The organism is Methylophaga muralis (genome assembly GCF_001720165.1).
GTDB classification, from domain to species: Bacteria; Pseudomonadota; Gammaproteobacteria; order Nitrosococcales; family Methylophagaceae; genus Methylophaga; species Methylophaga muralis.
Window position 1 is genome coordinate 45,263 of sequence record NZ_MCRI01000013.1, and the last position, 18,098, is coordinate 63,360.

The 18,098-nt window shown below is 45.8% G+C and carries 14 protein-coding genes and 1 pseudogene; 11 read left to right on the forward strand and 4 right to left on the reverse strand.

The features are described from left to right. Nucleotides 1–41: 41 nt before the first annotated feature. Nucleotides 42–2,276, forward strand: a complete 2,235-nt coding sequence (gene rlmKL, locus A9E74_RS07245; RefSeq protein ID WP_069295973.1) for a bifunctional 23S rRNA (guanine(2069)-N(7))-methyltransferase RlmK/23S rRNA (guanine(2445)-N(2))-methyltransferase RlmL — start codon at nucleotides 42–44, stop codon at nucleotides 2,274–2,276. Here rlmKL and A9E74_RS07250 read toward each other — a convergent pair. The 3 genes and pseudogenes from A9E74_RS07250 to A9E74_RS07260 all read right to left on the reverse strand — a co-directional run bounded on the left by A9E74_RS07250 (nucleotide 2,268) and on the right by A9E74_RS07260 (nucleotide 5,715). Beyond that, nucleotides 2,268–3,020: a ParA family protein gene (locus tag A9E74_RS07250; RefSeq protein ID WP_069295974.1), complete on the reverse strand. Its 753-nt coding sequence runs from the start codon at nucleotides 3,018–3,020 to the stop codon at nucleotides 2,268–2,270. The two genes, rlmKL and A9E74_RS07250, sit on opposite strands and share 9 nt — an antisense overlap. Nucleotides 3,021–3,022: 2 nt before the next feature. Next, nucleotides 3,023–5,103: pseudogene (gene ppk1, locus A9E74_RS07255) on the reverse strand (polyphosphate kinase 1). Nucleotides 5,104–5,235: 132 nt separating this feature from the next. Beyond that, nucleotides 5,236–5,715, reverse strand: coding sequence for a DUF6231 family protein (locus A9E74_RS07260; protein WP_069295975.1), 480 nt, complete (start codon nucleotides 5,713–5,715; stop codon nucleotides 5,236–5,238). On the opposite strand from A9E74_RS07260, the gene A9E74_RS07265 reads away from it, so the two are divergent. From A9E74_RS07265 to A9E74_RS07295, 7 genes are all read left to right on the forward strand, one after another. Continuing rightward, a complete protein-coding gene (locus A9E74_RS07265) occupies nucleotides 5,714–6,187 on the forward strand; it encodes a YcgN family cysteine cluster protein (protein WP_069295976.1) in 474 nt (157 codons plus the stop codon). The two genes, A9E74_RS07260 and A9E74_RS07265, sit on opposite strands and share 2 nt — an antisense overlap. After that, nucleotides 6,177–6,602 carry a hypothetical protein gene (locus tag A9E74_RS07270; RefSeq protein WP_069295977.1) on the forward strand — a complete coding sequence of 142 codons (426 nt, stop codon included), beginning with the start codon at nucleotides 6,177–6,179 and terminating at the stop codon, nucleotides 6,600–6,602. Before A9E74_RS07265 ends, A9E74_RS07270 begins: the two co-directional genes overlap by 11 nt. A gap of 7 nt (nucleotides 6,603–6,609) precedes the next feature. Beyond that, the gene (locus A9E74_RS07275; RefSeq protein WP_069295978.1) at nucleotides 6,610–7,098 is read left to right on the forward strand and encodes a hypothetical protein; all 489 of its coding nucleotides are present in this window, start codon (nucleotides 6,610–6,612) and stop codon (nucleotides 7,096–7,098) included. A gap of 78 nt (nucleotides 7,099–7,176) precedes the next feature. Continuing rightward, the gene (locus A9E74_RS07280) at nucleotides 7,177–8,469 is read left to right on the forward strand and encodes a M18 family aminopeptidase (protein WP_069295979.1); all 1,293 of its coding nucleotides are present in this window, start codon (nucleotides 7,177–7,179) and stop codon (nucleotides 8,467–8,469) included. A gap of 20 nt (nucleotides 8,470–8,489) precedes the next feature. Further along, nucleotides 8,490–8,774 carry a hypothetical protein gene (locus tag A9E74_RS07285; protein ID WP_014707111.1) on the forward strand — a complete coding sequence of 95 codons (285 nt, stop codon included), beginning with the start codon at nucleotides 8,490–8,492 and terminating at the stop codon, nucleotides 8,772–8,774. A 16-nt stretch (nucleotides 8,775–8,790) separates the two neighbouring features. After that, nucleotides 8,791–9,513, forward strand: a complete 723-nt coding sequence (locus A9E74_RS07290; RefSeq protein WP_069295980.1) for a DUF445 domain-containing protein — start codon at nucleotides 8,791–8,793, stop codon at nucleotides 9,511–9,513. Continuing rightward, complete coding sequence (locus A9E74_RS07295; protein WP_069295981.1) at nucleotides 9,510–10,154, forward strand: class I SAM-dependent methyltransferase; 645 nt, start codon at nucleotides 9,510–9,512, stop codon at nucleotides 10,152–10,154. Before A9E74_RS07290 ends, A9E74_RS07295 begins: the two co-directional genes overlap by 4 nt. On the opposite strand, the gene A9E74_RS07300 is transcribed toward A9E74_RS07295, so the two are convergent. Continuing rightward, complete coding sequence (locus A9E74_RS07300; RefSeq protein ID WP_069295982.1) at nucleotides 10,147–10,722, reverse strand: YigZ family protein; 576 nt, start codon at nucleotides 10,720–10,722, stop codon at nucleotides 10,147–10,149. The two genes, A9E74_RS07295 and A9E74_RS07300, sit on opposite strands and share 8 nt — an antisense overlap. 115 nt (nucleotides 10,723–10,837) lie before the next feature. Between A9E74_RS07300 and rapA the strand changes: the two genes are divergently transcribed. From rapA to A9E74_RS07315, 3 genes are read left to right on the forward strand one after another with little or no spacing between them, the layout of a single operon-like run. Continuing rightward, the gene (gene rapA / locus A9E74_RS07305) at nucleotides 10,838–13,696 is read left to right on the forward strand and encodes an RNA polymerase-associated protein RapA (RefSeq protein ID WP_069295983.1); all 2,859 of its coding nucleotides are present in this window, start codon (nucleotides 10,838–10,840) and stop codon (nucleotides 13,694–13,696) included. Between the two features lie 41 nt (nucleotides 13,697–13,737). Continuing rightward, on the forward strand, nucleotides 13,738–14,970 hold the full coding sequence (locus A9E74_RS07310; protein ID WP_069295984.1) for an efflux RND transporter periplasmic adaptor subunit: 1,233 nt from the start codon (nucleotides 13,738–13,740) through the stop codon (nucleotides 14,968–14,970). After that, nucleotides 14,963–18,097 (forward strand): efflux RND transporter permease subunit, encoded by a 3,135-nt coding sequence (locus A9E74_RS07315; protein ID WP_069295985.1) that lies wholly within the window; start codon nucleotides 14,963–14,965, stop codon nucleotides 18,095–18,097. Before A9E74_RS07310 ends, A9E74_RS07315 begins: the two co-directional genes overlap by 8 nt. The last annotated feature ends 1 nt before the right edge of the window (nucleotide 18,098 follow it).

The following is an 18,098-nucleotide window of genomic DNA, read 5'->3' on the forward strand; positions in this document are numbered from 1 at the left end:
CTACCTGTATTAAAATGCCGTGATTATATCAGGATAGTTTCATGACTAAACATAAGTTCACCGTCACCGCAGCACGTGGCATGTTGCCGCTGCTCGAAGCCGAGCTCAAGCAAATCGGTATCAAACAATTCAAAACAGAGGCGGGTAGTATCCGTTTTACCGGTAGTCTCAAGGAAGCTTATCAAGTCTGTTTATGGTCACGGGTCGCCGTCAGGGTGTTGATGCCCATAGCGCATTTTTCTGCTGAAACTACCGACCAGCTTTACAACGGTATAAAAGAACTAGCCTGGGAAGAACATATCGATGCGGAGGACACCACTCTTGCCATTGATTTCAACAGTTTTCGCTCGAAAATTCACCACACACAATTTGGTGCGCAGAAAGTTAAAGATGCCATTGTGGATCGATTACGCGATCTGTTCGGTACCAGACCCTCAGTCGATTTGCATCAACCGGATCTGCGGGTCAACGTTTATCTTAAACATAATCAAGCGATTGTTAGTCTCGATTTGTCCGGTGAAAGCCTGCACAAACGTGGCTATCGCGTCAGCCAAACCAATGCGCCGATAAAAGAACATTTGGCAGCGGCTATATTACTCTCTGCTGAATGGCCAAAACTTGCCCGAGAAGGCTGGGCATTATTGGATCCGATGTGTGGTAGTGGTACATTTTTGATTGAAGCGGCGCTGATGGCAGCCGATATCGCACCGGGATTACAACGTGATTATTTTGGTTTTCTCTACTGGAAACAGCACGATAAAGTCGCTTGGCAACAATTAAAAGCCGATGCTGAAAGACGACGCCTAAGTGGTCTGGCACGTTTGCCGATGATCATGGGCGGCGATCAGGATAAAACGGCTGTAACAGCAGCGCAGGCTAACATCGAAGCAGCAGGACTCAGTGATCGCATTCAGGTAATTCATCGCGATCTGCAAAATTGGACAACAGTAGCCCAAACGCTGCCAGAGGTTGGCTTGTTAGTCTCGAATCCACCTTACGGTCAACGTATTGGTGATACCAACTCGTTGCACGATATTTATGAAAACCTCGGTGATTTAGTCAATCAGCATTTACCTGCATGGCGGACTACTATCATCACTGATAATGCTCAATTGGGTAAATTTACTGGTTTGACCATGTTTGACAGCAAACCGTTTGATAACGGGCCGATTGCCTGTGAAGTATTGTCATATCGTGCCCCTAAACCATTACGGCGTGATGCCAAACCGGTGCAGCAGGAAATGGCTGCTTCCCCGTCACCATGGGACAAAACACCCAAGAGCAAACCAAAACCAGTTGCTAGTAGTGATGTGGTGGAAAATGTGTCCCCACAAGCTGAAATGTTTGCCAATCGATTAAAAAAGAATGTTCGCCATTTGGCGAAATGGGCACGCAAAAACCAACTCGATTGTTACCGTGTTTATGATGCCGATTTACCGGATTATGCCGTAGCCATTGATATCTATGGTGACTATGTACATGTGCAGGAATATGCTCCGCCAGCCGATATTGATCCGTTAAAAGCCAGCGAACGGCTGGATGAAGTGATGCAAATTATTCCTGCTGTTTTGGGTGTGAATAAAGATAAAGTGGCTTTAAAACTACGCCAGAAACAACGTGGCTCCAATCAATACGAATCTCAGGCGGCATTACGTCAGCGTTTTGAAGTGCGGGAAAATGATCTGCGGTTCTGGATTAATCTGACCGATTATCTGGATACCGGCTTGTTCTTGGATCACCGTATTACCCGACAAATGCTGGCAGAAACCAGCAGAGGTAAGGCATTTTTAAATCTGTTTGCATACACTGGTAGTGCGACGGTTTATGCTGCTGCAGGCGGTGCCAAATCTACCACCACGGTTGATATGTCCAATACCTATCTGGGTTGGGCCAAAGATAATATGCAGCTGAATAACTTTGTTGGTGAACAGCATCAGTTTATTCGTGCTGACGTATTAGCATGGTTGAATGATCCAGCCACAAAAGAACTTCGCTTTGATTTGATTTTTGTCGATCCGCCGACATTTTCCAATTCCAATAAAATGGAAGGGGTTTTTGATATTCAACGTGACTATATCGATATGCTCTACAAAGTCGCCGGAATGCTCAATCAAGGTGGTGAAATCTTCTTTTCTACCAACCGTCGTGATTTCAAATTAGATGGATCAGCCTTGAAAGGGTTAGATATAAAAGACATTAGCAAAGCAACGTTGCCAATTGATTTTGAACGAAATTCAAAGATTCATTACTGCTGGAAAATACAAAAATCAACTTGAAGTATCGAGGGTGAGTTTAATTTCTTCCCATAATGCTTCATAGGCTTTATTGACAGCAGAATTCGCTGCAAAAGCCGCTAAAGGTGCTCTGACTTCACCCATTTTTTCCACCACGGCGGCATAGGGAATAGCTGTTTTCAGACCATGTTTCAGTACTTTGGGTGGGTGCGCCAGCATGACACGATGCAGACTGCGACGGCGATCGGCCATCGTGAAAAAAGCATGTAGACGTTTGGGTTTAAGGTTATTTTCTTTGAAAAAATCGCGGGTCTGTTCAAAGGTACGCATCGATAAATGGCTGGGAATAATCGGCACATAAATCGCATCTGCGGCAGCAAACATTTGTTCGGTCAGTTCAGAAAAACTGGGCGGACAATCCAACACGATTAACGAATAACTTTCACCAAATGGCGCTAACAATTTAGCTAATTGGTTTTTGTTATCGCCAGCTTTAGCCAGATCCAAATCCATTTGGCGAAATGAAAAGTCAGCAGGAATAATATCCAGCGATGGATAATCGGTGTTTTTGACTAACTCCCCAATCGGCGTTTTGCCTGACAACAATTTTTTGGCTTCTGCTTTGGGTTTGCTTTTACGCTGTAATAACCAGCTGGCAGCACCTTGTGGGTCTAAATCCCATAGTAGGGTGGGAATACCTTGATTGGCTGCCTGCCAGGCAATATTAACCGCGGAGGTAGTTTTACCCACGCCGCCTTTGAGATTAAAAAATGCGATGATTTGCATGATTAATTTATTTTCGCCAGCTCATCAAGCAGAGCCGTTTGTGCACTGATTATTTCATCACCTTCTTTGCGTTCAGCACGCTGGTAACGACCATCAGCAGATAAAATCCATGCTTGTGTATTGTCTGCAAGGTATAGGTTTAAATCTTCGATAACACGCTTTTGCAAACGTTTGGATTCAATCGGAAAACAGGTTTCTACACGGCGCAACAGGTTACGTTTCATCAAATCGGCACTGCCAGCCCAAACTTCAACTTCGCCGCCATTTTCAAAATAAAATACCCGAGTATGTTCCAGAAAACGGCCGATGATGCCGCGTACCTGAATATTTTCTGAAACGCCTGGAACGCCCGGTTTTAACGTGCAGATACCGCGGACAATCAAATCAACTTTAACGCCGGCAATTGATGCGCGATAGAAAGCATTAATCATTTCTGGCTCAACCAAGGCATTGACCTTGATTATGATATGCGCTTTTTTGCCTGCTTCAGCGTGAGCAATTTCGCGATCAATTTTATCCAGTAAACCCTGATGCAGATTGAAAGGCGCATGCATCAATTTGTGCATTTTGGGAATTTTGCCAAGGCTGGTCAGTTGGATAAACAGATTGTTCACGTCTTCACCGATCTGCTTGTCTGATGTCAACAAACCATAATCAGTGTAAATGCGTGAAGTATTGCGGTGATAGTTTCCGGTGCCAAGGTGAACATAACGACGTAATTTGTTGTTTTCACGACGTAAAATCAGCAACATTTTGGCATGGGTTTTATAACCGACGATGCCATACACCACATGTGCACCAGCTTGTTGTAATTTAGCGGCCAGGGCCACGTTGGCGGCTTCATCAAAACGTGCCCGTAATTCAATAACCACGGTAACTTCTTTTCCGGCATGTGCGGCTGAGACCAAAGCATCGACAATCGGTGAAATAGCACCGGTGCGGTATAGCGTTTGTTTAATTGCCAATACATTGGGATCAGTAGCCGCTTGTTTGATCAGATCTATGACAGGGGTAAATGATTGAAAAGGGTGATGTAACAGCACGTCCTTTTGTTTTAACAAGCCGAAGATTTCGACCTCGGACGTCAAACCGTTGGGACGCCCTTGGGTAAATGGTTTGAATTTCAGATCGGAACGTTCCACTATCGAATGCAGAGCTTGCAACCGACTTAAATTCACAGGGCCATTCACTAAATAAACGTTTTCCTGTTGCATAGCACATTGGTCACGCAAAAAAGTAACCATTTCTTCAGGACAGTTATGGGCGATCTCAAGCCGTACTTCGTCACCGTAATTACGATGCGTCAATTCATCAGCAATGGTTGCCAGCAAGTCACTGGTTTCTTCGGTATCAATGGCCAGATCACTGTTACGCGTTACCCGGAATTGATAGCAGCCTTTGATTTTCATGCCGAAGAATAAATCATCGGCAAACGCGTGAATGATCGATGACAAAAACACAAAGTGATATTGACCCGGTTCACAAAATTCGGCGGGTAATTGAATGACACGCGGTAAAGCTCGAGGTGCCTGTAAAATGGCATAACCAATATTGCGGCCAAAGGCATCTTTGCCATCCATCGATACAATGAAATTTAAACTTTTATTGAGTAGACGGGGGAAGGGATGGGATGAATCTAATCCGATTGGACTTAGGATTGGCTGAATTTCATCACGAAAATATTGTTCCAGCCATGCACTGTGCTCAGCATTCCACATTGGCCGTGCAAGCACCTTAATACCTTCCTGTTCTAATAGGGGCAACAATTCGTTATTAAGAACGCTATATTGCTCATCAACCAATTCATGGGCCCGAGCACTAATCAATCTCAATGCTTCTTGAGCACTGATTTGATCAGCTTCAAGATAAGGGTCGCCAATTTCGATTTGTTGGATCAGACCAGCAACACGTACTTCAAAAAACTCATCCAGATTGGTGCTGGATATACACAAATAATTCAGTCTTTCCAATAATGGAACACTGGGATCCAGGCTTGTTGTAATACGCGCCAATTAAATTCCAGCAAACTCAGCTCACGATTCAGGTAAAGCTCGGAGCTATTCAAGTCAATTTGTGTTTCCATGTTTTCCATTTTGGTGGCTTATTAAAAAGTTGATTAATAATTTGTGCAGCATTTGAAGTTTACGAGTGCTCATTGAGTTACTCAATAATCCCCAAGCAAACTAGAGGGATATGATGACAATCTGATGACAGCTTACCAGCGATATTTGTCATAGTTTTCCGGATTCGCCCAAAAGCGGCTATTAAGCCAATCACGTTTAGGCTGGTAGTTTTCAATAGCATAACTGAACAACTGCAATCCATCGTTGGTACCTGCAATATGATGTAGTCCCATCGCCAGATAATCTCGAAATTGCCAACCTTGTTGCTGAGCTTGCGCAGGATCGGTGATCAAAATGATATGCGGGGCATGCAAATTACGTAAATAGCCTAGCCATTGTTGTCCCGCCTGCAACGGTAATGTTTCCGTTAAATCGCTGATAACCGCCAGATCGACACTATGAATATGCTGTAATTGTGATTGTTCAAATGGTGTTGTCAGCGACTGGGATCTGGTATCTTGGCTTTCGTTCAGGCACGACCTGGCCGCATCTCCCGCAACTAAAATTGATTGCGGTTTAAATTGCTGTATCAGCGTGCTGAGCAGCGAAGACAATAAGACTGATTGATTCATGACTGACCAGCATAAAACATCTACCGAATTCTGGAAACACAAGCGTCTCGGACAGATGACACATACCGAGTGGGAAAGCCTTTGCGATGGCTGTGGGCGCTGTTGTCTGCATAAACTTGAAGATGATGCCGATGGCCGGATGTATTACACCCGCGTTGCCTGTGAATTGCTGGACATTTCAACTTGTCGCTGTAAGGATTATGCTAATCGTCAAAAGACGGTGCCGGACTGTATTCAACTCAGCGTCGAGCAGGCACACTTTTTTGATTGGTTACCCGATACCTGTGCCTATCGATTACTTGCCGAAGGTGAACCCTTACCTGATTGGCATCCATTGATTACCGGTGATCCCCAATCTGTGATTGATGCCGGTATTTCAGTGCGTCATGTGGCTATCAGCGAATCCGATGATATTGATTTAACCGAAGAGGTCATAGCTCTGCAGCCACCCGTTTATCCGCATGACACCTGAAGAAAGTCGCGACTTTACCGCCCGTCTTGAACAAGCTGCATTGACGCTGCTTGAAATGGAAATTTACCGAAAACCTGATGATCTTGCCCGTCGATTCGGACTGCCATTGCCGGTAGTACGTTATTGGTGGCGTCAAACTGACGAAAAAACGCGACCAGTCGATCAAAACAGTTTGTCGCCCCGTGAAGTTAAAGTGATTCGCAAAGCGACCCAAACCTTGGAAGGTTGGGAAAAAATTAAACGTTATCGTCCGCCATGCGGTGCACGGCTGCCAGGAGGCAAAAAGTGCAAACGTTCAGTGGCTATACGCCAACCTGAAGCATGGTCATTGGGTGCTTTGGCAGATCGATGCCGTCTTCACGGCGGCAATGCCAGACGCATCATTCGTTCTAAAAAAGAGGACGATACAGAATGAGGGACTTATGCTTGAGACAACAGAAATTCTGAACAGATTACTAACACTGTGTAACGAGCAAAAAAGCGGCACCTTATTTTTAACAACAGCTGATAACAAAGCCTGTCATATCATTTTCGAACAGGGACGTATTGAAGCGATGGCGTTTGGTTCTGTCAAAGGTATAGCTGTCGCTAATTTATTACCCAGATTATTGATAGAACGCACCAGCTTTAACAGCACACTCAGAATGCCACTGAGCGAACGCGCCAATATTGAAGACCAGGCGGATATCTTCGCTGCCTTGGGGTTGCGACGTCAGCAGACTGCAGCAATCGAAGCACCTCACATTGCAACAAAAACCCCACGAATGTATCGCGGTCATCTTATCGTTGAACAAGATCCCGAGGAAACACGACCAAAACCGGTAAAACCCGTTATTGAATCATCAGCTGATACACCACCGAAAAAAAGCAAAAGTAAACGCATCTATCGCGGTCAGGTCATTGAAGATTGAATTTATCCCACGAATTTGTCACATTGACTGCGCCAAAATCGTTAACATATCGCCACGTTACAGACTCCGGAATTCATCATGAGCAGCCTATCTCCCCAAAATCTCAATCGAGGTTTACTTGATTTTATTGACGCATCACCGACGCCATATCATGCGGTAGCGAATATGCAATCGGCTTTAATCGCCGCCGGTTATCAATCGCTCGATGAAAAAGACAGTTGGGGAAAGCTAGCGGCAGGTTGTTATTTTGTTACCCGCAATGACTCATCAATCATTGCGTTTAATCTGCCTGAACAAGCTATCGCAGAAGCAGGATTTCAAATGGTCGGGGCGCATACCGATAGCCCGTGTTTAAAAGTGAAACCGCAACCTGAGACTGTGAAACATTCATTCTGGCAGCTGGGAGTTGAAGTATACGGTGGGGCGTTACTAAATCCGTGGTTTGACCGTGATTTATCAATGGCTGGCCGGGTAAGTTATGTCGATGCTGATAATCAGTTACGCCATAGCCTGATTAATTTCGTTAAGCCTGCAGCGATTATTCCCAGTCTGGCGATTCATCTGGATCGGGAAGTGAATCAAAACCGCAGTATCAATCCACAACTGCATTTACCGCCGATTGTGTTGCAGACTGAAGAGGGTGATAAGCCAGATTTTCGCGCGTTACTAGAGCAACAGCTCAGATCAGAGCACGGTGATGAGGTTGTCGGTAAAGTTCTGGATTATGAAATCTGCTTTTACGATACCCAGCCCGCTGCATTAGTGGGTCTTAATGAAGACTTTATCAGTGCCGCGCGACTGGATAATTTACTTAGCTGTTATATCGGTTTACAGGCATTGTTAGCTGGCTCGAAAGACAAAGCGACTTTATTGGTGTGTACCGATCATGAAGAAGTCGGTAGTGTGTCGACCAGTGGCGCGCAGGGTACATTTCTGCCTTCAGTGCTGCAGCGATTGGCACAGGACAACGAAAGCTTTCAACGAATGATTCAACAGTCACTGTTGATCTCCGCTGATAATGCACACGGCATTCATCCAAATTATGCAGATCGACATGATGCGCAACATGGACCAATTTTGAACAATGGCCCAGTCATCAAAAGCAATGTGAATCAGCGTTATGCCACTAATAGCGAAACCAGTGCCCGGTTTCGACAGGTTTGCGAACTGGCTGAAGTGCCGCTACAGGATTTCGTGGTTCGTACCGATATGGCTTGTGGCAGCACCATTGGTCCAATCACTGCCAGCAGTATAGGCGTAAAAACGCTGGATATCGGTGTGCCAACCTTTGCCATGCATTCAATTCGCGAGCTCGCAGGTAGCCGGGATACCTGGTACTTATACAGCGCGCTTAAACAGTTTTTTAATTAAATCAAAGGAATATAAAGCTTATGTCAGAAACAGTTGATGAGTTAACGGTGACCTATCAAGAAGGCGATGTCACCACAGTTAAAGAATTGGATAAAGTTGTGCTGACCAAAGGTGCTTGGGCAACGGTGATGTTTCGTTATCAGGATCTGGATCGTAAAACCGGTGAGTTTGGTCCAGACAAATATACAATTCGTCGCTATCAAAAACGTAATGGCGAATATGGCCAACGTTCAAAATTCAATATTTCAAGCCGTGATCAAGCGCAACAAATCATTGAAGCGTTAACCCGCTGGACCAAAGATTAACTAGAAAAAGCCGCCTATGAATAAGAGTTTATTGACGAATCTCTGCGCCGCTGTCGTGGTTGGCGTAGGTTTAATGCTTGCTTCACCGTGGCGTGAGCCAGTGTTAGCTACGGGAATGTTTGCACTGGCCGGTGGCATAACCAACTGGCTGGCGATTCATATGTTATTTGAAAAAGTGCCCGGCTTATATGGATCGGGGGTGATTACGGCACGGTTTAGTGAGTTTCGTAGTGCCATCGAAAAACTGGTGATGGAACAGTTTTTCAACCAACAGAATCTGGATCGTTTTGTCAGTGAAATGCTGGATGACAAACGTGAAAACCAACTGGATTTTTCTGAAATCATCGACCAAACCGATCTGAATCCGGTATTTGATAATCTGGTCGCCACCATTATGGAATCCTCCTTTGGCAGTATGCTGTCGATGGTGGGGGGAGCCAAAGCACTTAAACCCTTAAAAGAGCCTTTTATTCGCAAAATGCAGCAGTCACTCAACGATATTGCCCATAGCGAACATTTTCAGCAGCACCTGCGTGACAAACTCAGCAGTGGACCAGTCAGTGATGATTTATATCGGCAGATCTATGCCATCGTGCACAGTCGACTGGATGAGCTGACGCCACAAATGGTCAAGCAGATGATTCAGGATTTGATCCGTCAGCATCTGGGCTGGTTAGTTGTCTGGGGTGGGGTATTCGGTGGTTTGATAGGATTGCTGACCAGCTTTTTACCGTTGTGAAACCCTGGGCCGAGAATAATTGCCGCTTATGTGCCGCGCTAGTAGATTTTTATCAACACTGGCGCGGTCGCGATTACTGGCAATGCAATGAGTGTCATGCTGTGCAGATGGATAAACACCATCTGCCGGATCGTGAAAGCGAAACAGCGTTGTATCTGACCCATGAAAATGATGTTAACGATCCGCGTTATCAGCAGTTTGTTTCCCCAATCACTGAGGCCATCCTAAGCCAAATACCGCCAGACAAAATTGGTTTGGATTTTGGTGCAGGTCCTGGGCCCGTTATCAGCAAAATTATCAGCGAAAAAGGCTATCAAACAAAGCTTTATGACCCGGTTTTTCATCCGGATAACAGCGTGTTAGTCGAACAATATGATTTTATTATCTGCTGCGAAGTTATTGAACATTTTCATCAACCGGCATTGGAATTCGCCCGGCTTAAATCGTTGTTAAATCCCGGCGGAAAATTGTTTTGCATGACTCAACTATTTGAGAACAGCGTCGATTTTGCCAGGTGGCACTACAAAAACGATATCACCCATGTGTTTTTCTATCATCACGACAGTTTGCATTTCATTCAGAAACAATTTGGTTTTAGTTCAGTTGAAGCTAATCAAAGATTAATTACTTTTATTAACTAAATTGTTCGCGTACAGCGGTTAAATGTTGTGCTGGTAATTCGATTACGACGGTAACCATATCGGTAAATTGCTGATCGACGATGCGGCCGTGAATCTGTTTCAGTTGATATTCCAGCATTTGTAGTTGGCTGTAATCAATCTGCAGTTTAAGTTGCGCCATTTCTACCCAAGGGAGTTTCCCGGCGGCATCAATGGCTTGTTTGGCCGCATTGCCATAAGCACGGGTTAAGCCACCAGTGCCTAATTTCACACCGCCAAAATAACGAATAACGGCGACCACCGTGTTTATCAAATCCTCGCCTTGTAATGGCGCCAAAATCGGTCGGCCTGCTGTACCGGACGGTTCACCGGCATCAAAAAAACGTTCTGTAATAAAACCTTCTGCTGCGCGGATCCGCCAGGCAAAAGCCAGATGATTGGCTGATGGATGTTGTGCTGCCAATTGTCGCAGTTGTTTTAACGCAGATTGTTCGCTGTCACAAGACATGGCAACACCGACAAACCGCGATTTCTTAATTTCCGATTCGACATTGGACGCCGTGCGTAGAACAAAAAATTGGCTGGACATTTTATTTGCTATAGGAAAATACAGCCCGACAATTTACCATATCGCCATCTTTTGCTCGCGTGCTATGCAGAGCAACGTTTCGTTCACCGTTCAATCAATCATCAGGTAATACAGTTTGTCAGAATTAAGTTTTGCAGTTGGCCAACGTTGGGTCAGTAACAGCGAGGCCGAGTTAGGTCTGGGTATCATCACCGAAGTCACCGGTAGACGCATTGAAATTGCCTTTCCGGCAGCTGATGAACAGCGCAGTTATGCAGCAAATAATGCGCCTTTAAGTCGAGTCGATTATTCCGTTGGTGAACAAGTTAAAACACGTAACGGACAACAGTTCACCATCAGTGAAAAACATCCTTTAAATGGCTGTGTGATCTATCAGGGTGAAAGCGCTAACGGTGAAGCTATCAGCATTCATGAAATGGATCTGGACAGTTATGTGCAGTTTAGTCAGGCCACAGATCGTTTATTTGCTGGCCAGATAGATAAAAATCGTCAGTTTCAATTGCGGCTGCGCACCCATCAGTTTTCTCATCGTTTGCATCAATCGCCGGTATTTGGTCTGTTGGGTGCCAGAGTGCAATGTCTGCCGCATCAGTTTTATATCGCTTCACAAATGGCTAATTGTATTTCCACTCGTGTTTTATTGGCTGATGAAGTGGGTTTGGGTAAAACCATTGAAGCCGGTTTGATTATGCATCAGCAAATTCTGCAGGGTCGTGCCAGTCGGGTATTAGTGATTGTTCCCTCAGCACTGGTGCATCAGTGGCTGGTGGAAATGCTGCGCCGCTTTAATCTGGCGTTTACGGTAATTGATGCAGAGCGTTATGAAGCGCTGGTTGAATTGGACGAAGGCAATGCGTTTGATAGCGCCCAATTAGTATTAACCGATTTACAGACGCTGGAAGCGCATCCTGCAATGCAACACGATGTATTGCAGGCGAGCTGGGATATGTTGGTGGTGGATGAGGCGCATCATCTGCAGTGGCATGTTGAACAGAGCAGTGAAGGTTATCAACTGGTTGAAAAACTGGCTGGGCAGATCGCTTCGGTATTGTTGTTAACCGCCACGCCTGAACAATTGGGCATGGATAGCCACTTTGCCCGGCTGCGACTGCTGGATCCGGATCGTTATTACGATTTGGATCTGTTTCGCGAGGAACAGCAGAAATATCAGCAGATAAGTCTATTGCTGGATCAACTGATGGCAGTTGAATCCGCCAGCGAGTTTGCTGCGAACAAAAGCTTAAACAAAGACTTGGCGGGCTATCTGGATAAAACGCTGCTGAAAGCGCTCAGTTCTGCAGACGAATTTGAAGCATCACGTGAACAAGCCAAACAACAATTTCTCGATCAATTCGGCACCGGACGAATTTTATTCCGTAATACCCGCGATACTGTGAAAGGTTTTCCCGAGCGTCAGTTAACAACTTTTCCCCTGGATGCTCCAGAGTCGTTTTCACCGGAAAACAACAGCGAACTTACTCATCTGGTACAACCAGAAACGCTATTAGGCGAAAACTGGCTGGAACTGGATCCACGAGTAGATTGGCTGATTGACTGGTTGAAACAACATCGCGGTGAAAAAACCTTATTAATCACTGCCAATGCTGAAACCGCACAGCAGCTGGAATTACATCTGCGTTTGCAACATGGCGTGCGTAGCAGTGTTTTTCATGAACACATGACTTTGATTAACCGCGATCGCGCTGCGGCATTTTTTGCAGATGATGAAGAGGGCGCACAGATCCTGATCTGCTCGGAAATTGGCAGTGAAGGCCGAAACTTTCAGTTCTGTTCGTATTTAGTGTTGTTTGATCTGCCATTGAATCCGGATCTGTTGGAACAACGCATCGGCCGTCTGGATCGTATTGGTCAACGTAATACCGTTAATATCGTGCTGCCGTTTTATCAAAATACTGCTCAGCAATTATTACTGGACTGGTACCACCAAGGTTTAAATGCGTTTGAATCGGTATGCAAAACCGGCAGTGCGTTACGTGAGCAATTTGCCGAACGGCTTGAACAATGTTTGCAAGACCCAGCTGATAAAAAAGCCTTTGCCAAATTACTTAAAGACACACAAAAGGCAGAGCAGCAACTACGCGAAAATCTCAGCCAAGGTCGGGATCGACTGTTGACCATGAATTCTTATGATGAATTTGCTGCAAAAGAAATTCTGATGCAGGTAGATGAAGCCAGTAGTCCGCTTGAACTGGCAGATTTTATGGATGATTTCTTTGATGCCTATGGCGTTGAACAGCAGGCCCATAGCGCTGACAGCATTATTCTGCAACGCGGTGATGAATTACGCAGTGATGAAATTGATTTGCCGGAAGACGGTCTGACGGCAACCTATCAACGCGCCCGGGCATTATCCCGCGAAGATATGGCCTTTTTGAGCTGGGAACATCCCTTGGTGTTATCGGCGATGGACGCAGTTATCAGTTCAGATCTCGGTAATACCGCATTTTGTCAGTTGAAAAGTAATCTGGTGCCAGCCGGCAGCCTGTTATTGGAAGTGGCATTTGTCATGCACTGTCCGGCACCAAAACAGTTTAATATCACCCGCTTTATACCTGAATCGTATCTGCGGCTCGTCATAGATGAGAAAGGGCGGCAATTGGAAGACCAGTTGGCCGAACAGGATATGAACCAACTGGCAGGCCGGATCCCCAAACACACCGCGCAACAAATGGTGCAAGTGGCCCGCGAACGTATTGATTCACTGATTGATTCAAGCAAAAAAGTAGCCGTCAAACACCAAAAACATTTGATAGAACAAGCGATTGGTAGCATGACGCAGTTGACCGACAATGAAATACAGCGATTGCAACATCTCGCTGAAAAAAACAGTCACATCAAACCAGCAGAAATTGAAGCGATGCAGGCCCAGCAGCAGCAACTGCAACAGTTTCTTCAACATGCTGAGTTAAAATTGGATGCGTTACGTCTGATCATCGTGACAGAAGCGGAGTGATCTGCCAAAGTCACGGGTGATAATTACTTCGGAGTAGGGTTTTGATTAAACGTTTGTTACCACCCTTGCTGGTAGTGGCATTAGCCATCGTGATATTCAGCACCTTAATCAGTACCCGCCCGCAAGCTCCTACCCAGGATCGTCCGTCTCAAGCGGTATTGGTGGACACCCAGCGAATAGATTTTGCAGATTTATCGCCGACCTTAACTCTCTATGGCCGTCTTGAAGCGCCGCAGATGGCTAATCTTCGAGCGGCAGTTACTGCGGATGTCCTTGAAGTGCATGTATTTGATGGGCAACAGGTCAAACAAGGTGATGTGTTAATTGAACTGGATCCTCAAGAAGCTCAATTAGCATTAGATCAAGCAGCAGCAGAGCTGGCATTGATTGATGCCCAGATTGCTGCTGAACAGTCTCAACTTAAACGTAATGAAGCCTTATTAAGCACGCAGCAGCAGTTGGTGGACTTAGCAAAAGCTGCCGTAAACCGTGCGGAAAAATTACAACAAAGCCAGTTGAGTTCGCAGGCTTTATTGGATGAATCTATCTCGCTGCAACAGCAGCAAAATCTCACACTTAAACAACGTCAATTTGATATTCAGGATCATCCGATCCGCATTGCCGAGCTCAATGCCCGACGTCAGCAAGCGCAAGCACAATTAAATCGTGCTGAACTGGATCTCAGCCGTACAGTTATCACCGCACCGTTCGATGGTCGAATCAGCAGCCGACAGATTGCCAAAGGCGATAGGGTGCAGATCGGTGATGCCTTGATGACACTTTATGATATGCAGCAATTGGAATTACGCGCCTCCATTTCACAGCGCTATCTGGTGGATATTTACCCGGTGCTGGAAAAACAAAGTTTGAATGCGACGGCGCAAATTGCCGGACAACAATACCAATTTGAATTACAACGCCTTGCTGGCGAAGTGAATGCCAATGTTGCCGGACGTGATGGACTGTTTCGTCTTAAAGGCGAGCCTGGTCCATTAGCCGTGGGTGAATTTGTCAGCGTGCAACTCACTTTACCGCAACGGGGGAACAGTATCGCAATTCCTTACAGTGCCTTATATGGTCTGGATCGGGTTTATCGGGTTCGTGATAATCGTCTCGAAGCGGTTCAGGTCAGCAAAATAGGTGATTATTCGGATCAGGATGGTAAAAGCCGTCTGCTTATTCAAAGTCAGGATTTACAACAGGGCGATATCATTATTACCACTCAATTACCTAATGCCATCAATGGTTTAGCGGTGAGTGTCAAAGGTGAATAATACGGTGCGACGCGACTTTATCGGCATCTTTGCTCAACATCGTGTTGCCGCAAATTTGCTGATGTTGGTAATGGTGCTCGCCGGAATTCTGTCGTTAAATCGTATTAATACGCAGTTTTTTCCGACTTTTGCTTTGGATATCATCACCGTGCGTATCGAATGGCGTGGTGCCAGTGCCGAAGACGTAGCAGAGTCGATCACCCGCCAGGTAGAACAGGAATTACGTAGTGTCGATTATGTAAAGAAAATGACCTCAACCTCCTCTTACGGTATGTCGCTGGTCACCATTGAGTTCATTGAAAAAAGTGATATGGGTCAGGCACTGGATCAGGTCAAAGACCGTATCGCTCAGATCCGTAATTTACCTACCGATAGTGAAGAACCTGAAGTCTCCCTGGTTACCAATTATGAAAGTGTGGCGCGAATCCTGATTACCAGTGAAACAGGTGACTTAGCTTCGCTACGTTACCTTGCTCATGATATAGAGCATGAACTGCTGGATCGCGGCATTTCCCGAATTAATATCAGCGGCCTGCCGCTAGAAGAAATTGCCATTCAACTGGATAAATCCAAATTAGAGGCCTTAGGGCTGGATCTGGATCAGGTTGCTGATCGTATTGCTCAACTCAGTCAGGATTTGCCAGCCGGTGAGATTGGTAATGATGAAAGCACACGACAGATCCGTAGTCTGGATCAAGGACGAGGTGTGCAGGCATTTGCCGATTTTGCCTTGCAGTCAGACTTTGCCAGTGGCTTAGTCAAACTGGAAGATGTGGCCACCATTGAACGAAGGCCATTACGCAAACAGATGAGCTTGTTTTACCAAGGGCAACCCGCCATTGAACTGGAACTGCAACGCACTGAAAATGCCGATTCGTTGAAAAGCGCGCGTATTCTTGAAAAATGGCTGGATGAAAAAACCGGTAGTTTGCCTGAAGGCGTAAAGCTGAAAGTCTATGACGCCAGTTGGCAGCTCATCAAAGAACGCATCAATTTACTGCTGAAAAATGGTCTGGGCGGTTTGTTTCTGGTGCTGGGCATTCTGTTTTTGTTTTTGCATGGTCGGGTGGCATTCTGGGTAGCGGTTGGTATTCCGGTGTCGTTTATGGCGGCTTTAGCCGTGTTATATGCGTTGGGCGGCAGTATTAATATGATTAGCTTGTTCGGGCTGATTATGTCGCTAGGCATTATCGTTGACGATGCGATCGTGGTCGGCGAGGACGCGTTTGCCCATTATCAGAGTGGCGAGCCTTCTCTCACAGCGTCAGAGGGTGGAGCCAGGCGTATGTTGGCACCGATTCTGTCATCTTCGCTGACCACTATTTCATCATTTATTCCGTTGATGCTGATAAGTGGAGTGATAGGCAATATTCTGTTCGATATTCCGTTTGTAGTGATCTGCGTGATTATCGCTTCGTTGATTGAGTGTTTTCTGATTCTTCCCGGACACTTACGCCATAGTTTTCACAATATTCATCACGCTAAGCCCTCGGCAATTCGATCCCGGTTAGACAATGCCTTTAATTATCTGCGTGATGATTTATTCCGACCATTGGTGACGCAGGCGGTGAAAAACCGCGGTTTAACCGTCAGTGTGGCGATGGCCTTGTTGATAATCAGTTTTGGTCTATTAGCCGGCGGACGCATTGCCTTTAATTTTTTCCCGTCACCAGAAGGCACCACGGTGTTAGCCAATGCGCGATTTGTCGCTGGCACACCGCGCAGTGAAGTCGATAAATTTCTACAACATATTTCCGCCACATTAGAGCAGACCGATCAGCAATGGGAACAACCTCTAGTTGATGTGGCAACCAGTAAGTTGGGTGCTGCGGGAACAGCAGGTGGAATGTCCGAATCTCAGATTGATGATCGATTTGCTTCAATGCAGGTAGAGCTGACTTCTCCCGATCAGCGTGATGTGCGTAATCAAACCTTTATTAATGCCTGGCGCGAGAAGATTGTGCTGCCAGCCGGTATCGAGACTTTTACCATTTCTGAACGTCGTGGCGGGCCGCCGGGTAGTGATATTGATATCCGTTTGACAGGTGGCAATACCGATATTCTGAAAGCCGCCGCCAAAGAAGTGATTGAAGCCTTGCAACGTTATCCCGGCGTTAGTGCTATTGAAGATGATCTGCCTTATGGACAGTCGCAGTTGATTTACCGACTGAAGGATCAGGGTAAGGTGCTGGGATTAACGGTAGAAGATGTCGGCAGGCAGCTAAGAGCAGCTTATGACGGACGACTGGTGCAGATCTTCCAGGACGGTGATGATGAAGTTGAAGTACGGGTGATGTTACCGGATATTCAGCGTAATACTCAGGCATCACTGGATGCATTTATGATTCGTTTACCCGATGGTGGTAGTGTGCCACTTGAATCGGTAGTGCACTTTGATGCAAGGCGCGGCTTTGATGTGTTGCGTCATACCGATACTCGTCTGGCAGTGCATGTGACGGCTACCGTTGATAGTCTGGTCACCAACAACAATACGATTTTGGCTGATTTACAATCGGAGTTTTTACCTGATCTGACCTCTCGTTATGGCATTCAGGTTGTGTTTGAGGGCAGGGCGGAAGAGCAGGCCGATACCATTGGTGATATGAAACAAGGCGTTCTGCTGGCGTTTGCATTAATCTACATTATTCTTGCCTGGGTATTTGCTTCTTATGGTTGGCCATTGGTGGTGATGACTGCAATACCATTTGGTTTGATCGGTGCGTTGGTAGGTCATTGGTTATTAGGCATCGATCTGACCATTTTGTCGTTATTTGGCATTTTTGGTCTGTCGGGCATTGTGGTTAACAATGCGATTATCCTGGTCACCTTTTTCAAAAATTTACGTCAAAAAGGTCTCGATACGCAAAATGCCATTATCGAAGCATCGGTATTACGGTTGAGAGCAGTGTTACTGACATCACTCACCACGATCGGTGGCTTGACGCCTTTATTATTTGAAACCTCACCGCAGGCACAGTTTTTAATTCCGATGGCCGTTTCTATTTCATTCGGTCTGATGTTTGCCACTATATTAGTGTTGCTGGTAATTCCGGCCTTATTGTCTTTCCATGAGAGTATTGCTGACTATATGGCTAATCTTCGTTCCGGCAAACCACAACCAGAATAAG

Excerpts from the sequence above, each read along its gene's own strand:
- A9E74_RS07290 (WP_069295980.1), top strand. The coding sequence starts at position 8,791 with ATGAATAAGAGTTTATTGACGAATCTCTGCGCCGCTGTCGTGGTTGGC.
- A9E74_RS07280 (WP_069295979.1), top strand. The coding sequence starts at position 7,177 with ATGAGCAGCCTATCTCCCCAAAATCTCAATCGAGGTTTACTTGATTTT.
- A9E74_RS07260 (WP_069295975.1), bottom strand. The coding sequence starts at position 5,715 with ATGAATCAATCAGTCTTATTGTCTTCGCTGCTCAGCACGCTGATACAG.
- rlmKL (WP_069295973.1), top strand. The coding sequence starts at position 42 with ATGACTAAACATAAGTTCACCGTCACCGCAGCACGTGGCATGTTGCCG.
- A9E74_RS07265 (WP_069295976.1), top strand. The coding sequence starts at position 5,714 with ATGACTGACCAGCATAAAACATCTACCGAATTCTGGAAACACAAGCGT.
- A9E74_RS07285 (WP_014707111.1), top strand. The coding sequence starts at position 8,490 with ATGTCAGAAACAGTTGATGAGTTAACGGTGACCTATCAAGAAGGCGAT.
- A9E74_RS07270 (WP_069295977.1), top strand. The coding sequence starts at position 6,177 with ATGACACCTGAAGAAAGTCGCGACTTTACCGCCCGTCTTGAACAAGCT.
- A9E74_RS07275 (WP_069295978.1), top strand. The coding sequence starts at position 6,610 with ATGCTTGAGACAACAGAAATTCTGAACAGATTACTAACACTGTGTAAC.
- A9E74_RS07250 (WP_069295974.1), bottom strand. The coding sequence starts at position 3,020 with ATGCAAATCATCGCATTTTTTAATCTCAAAGGCGGCGTGGGTAAAACT.
- A9E74_RS07300 (WP_069295982.1), bottom strand. The coding sequence starts at position 10,722 with ATGTCCAGCCAATTTTTTGTTCTACGCACGGCGTCCAATGTCGAATCG.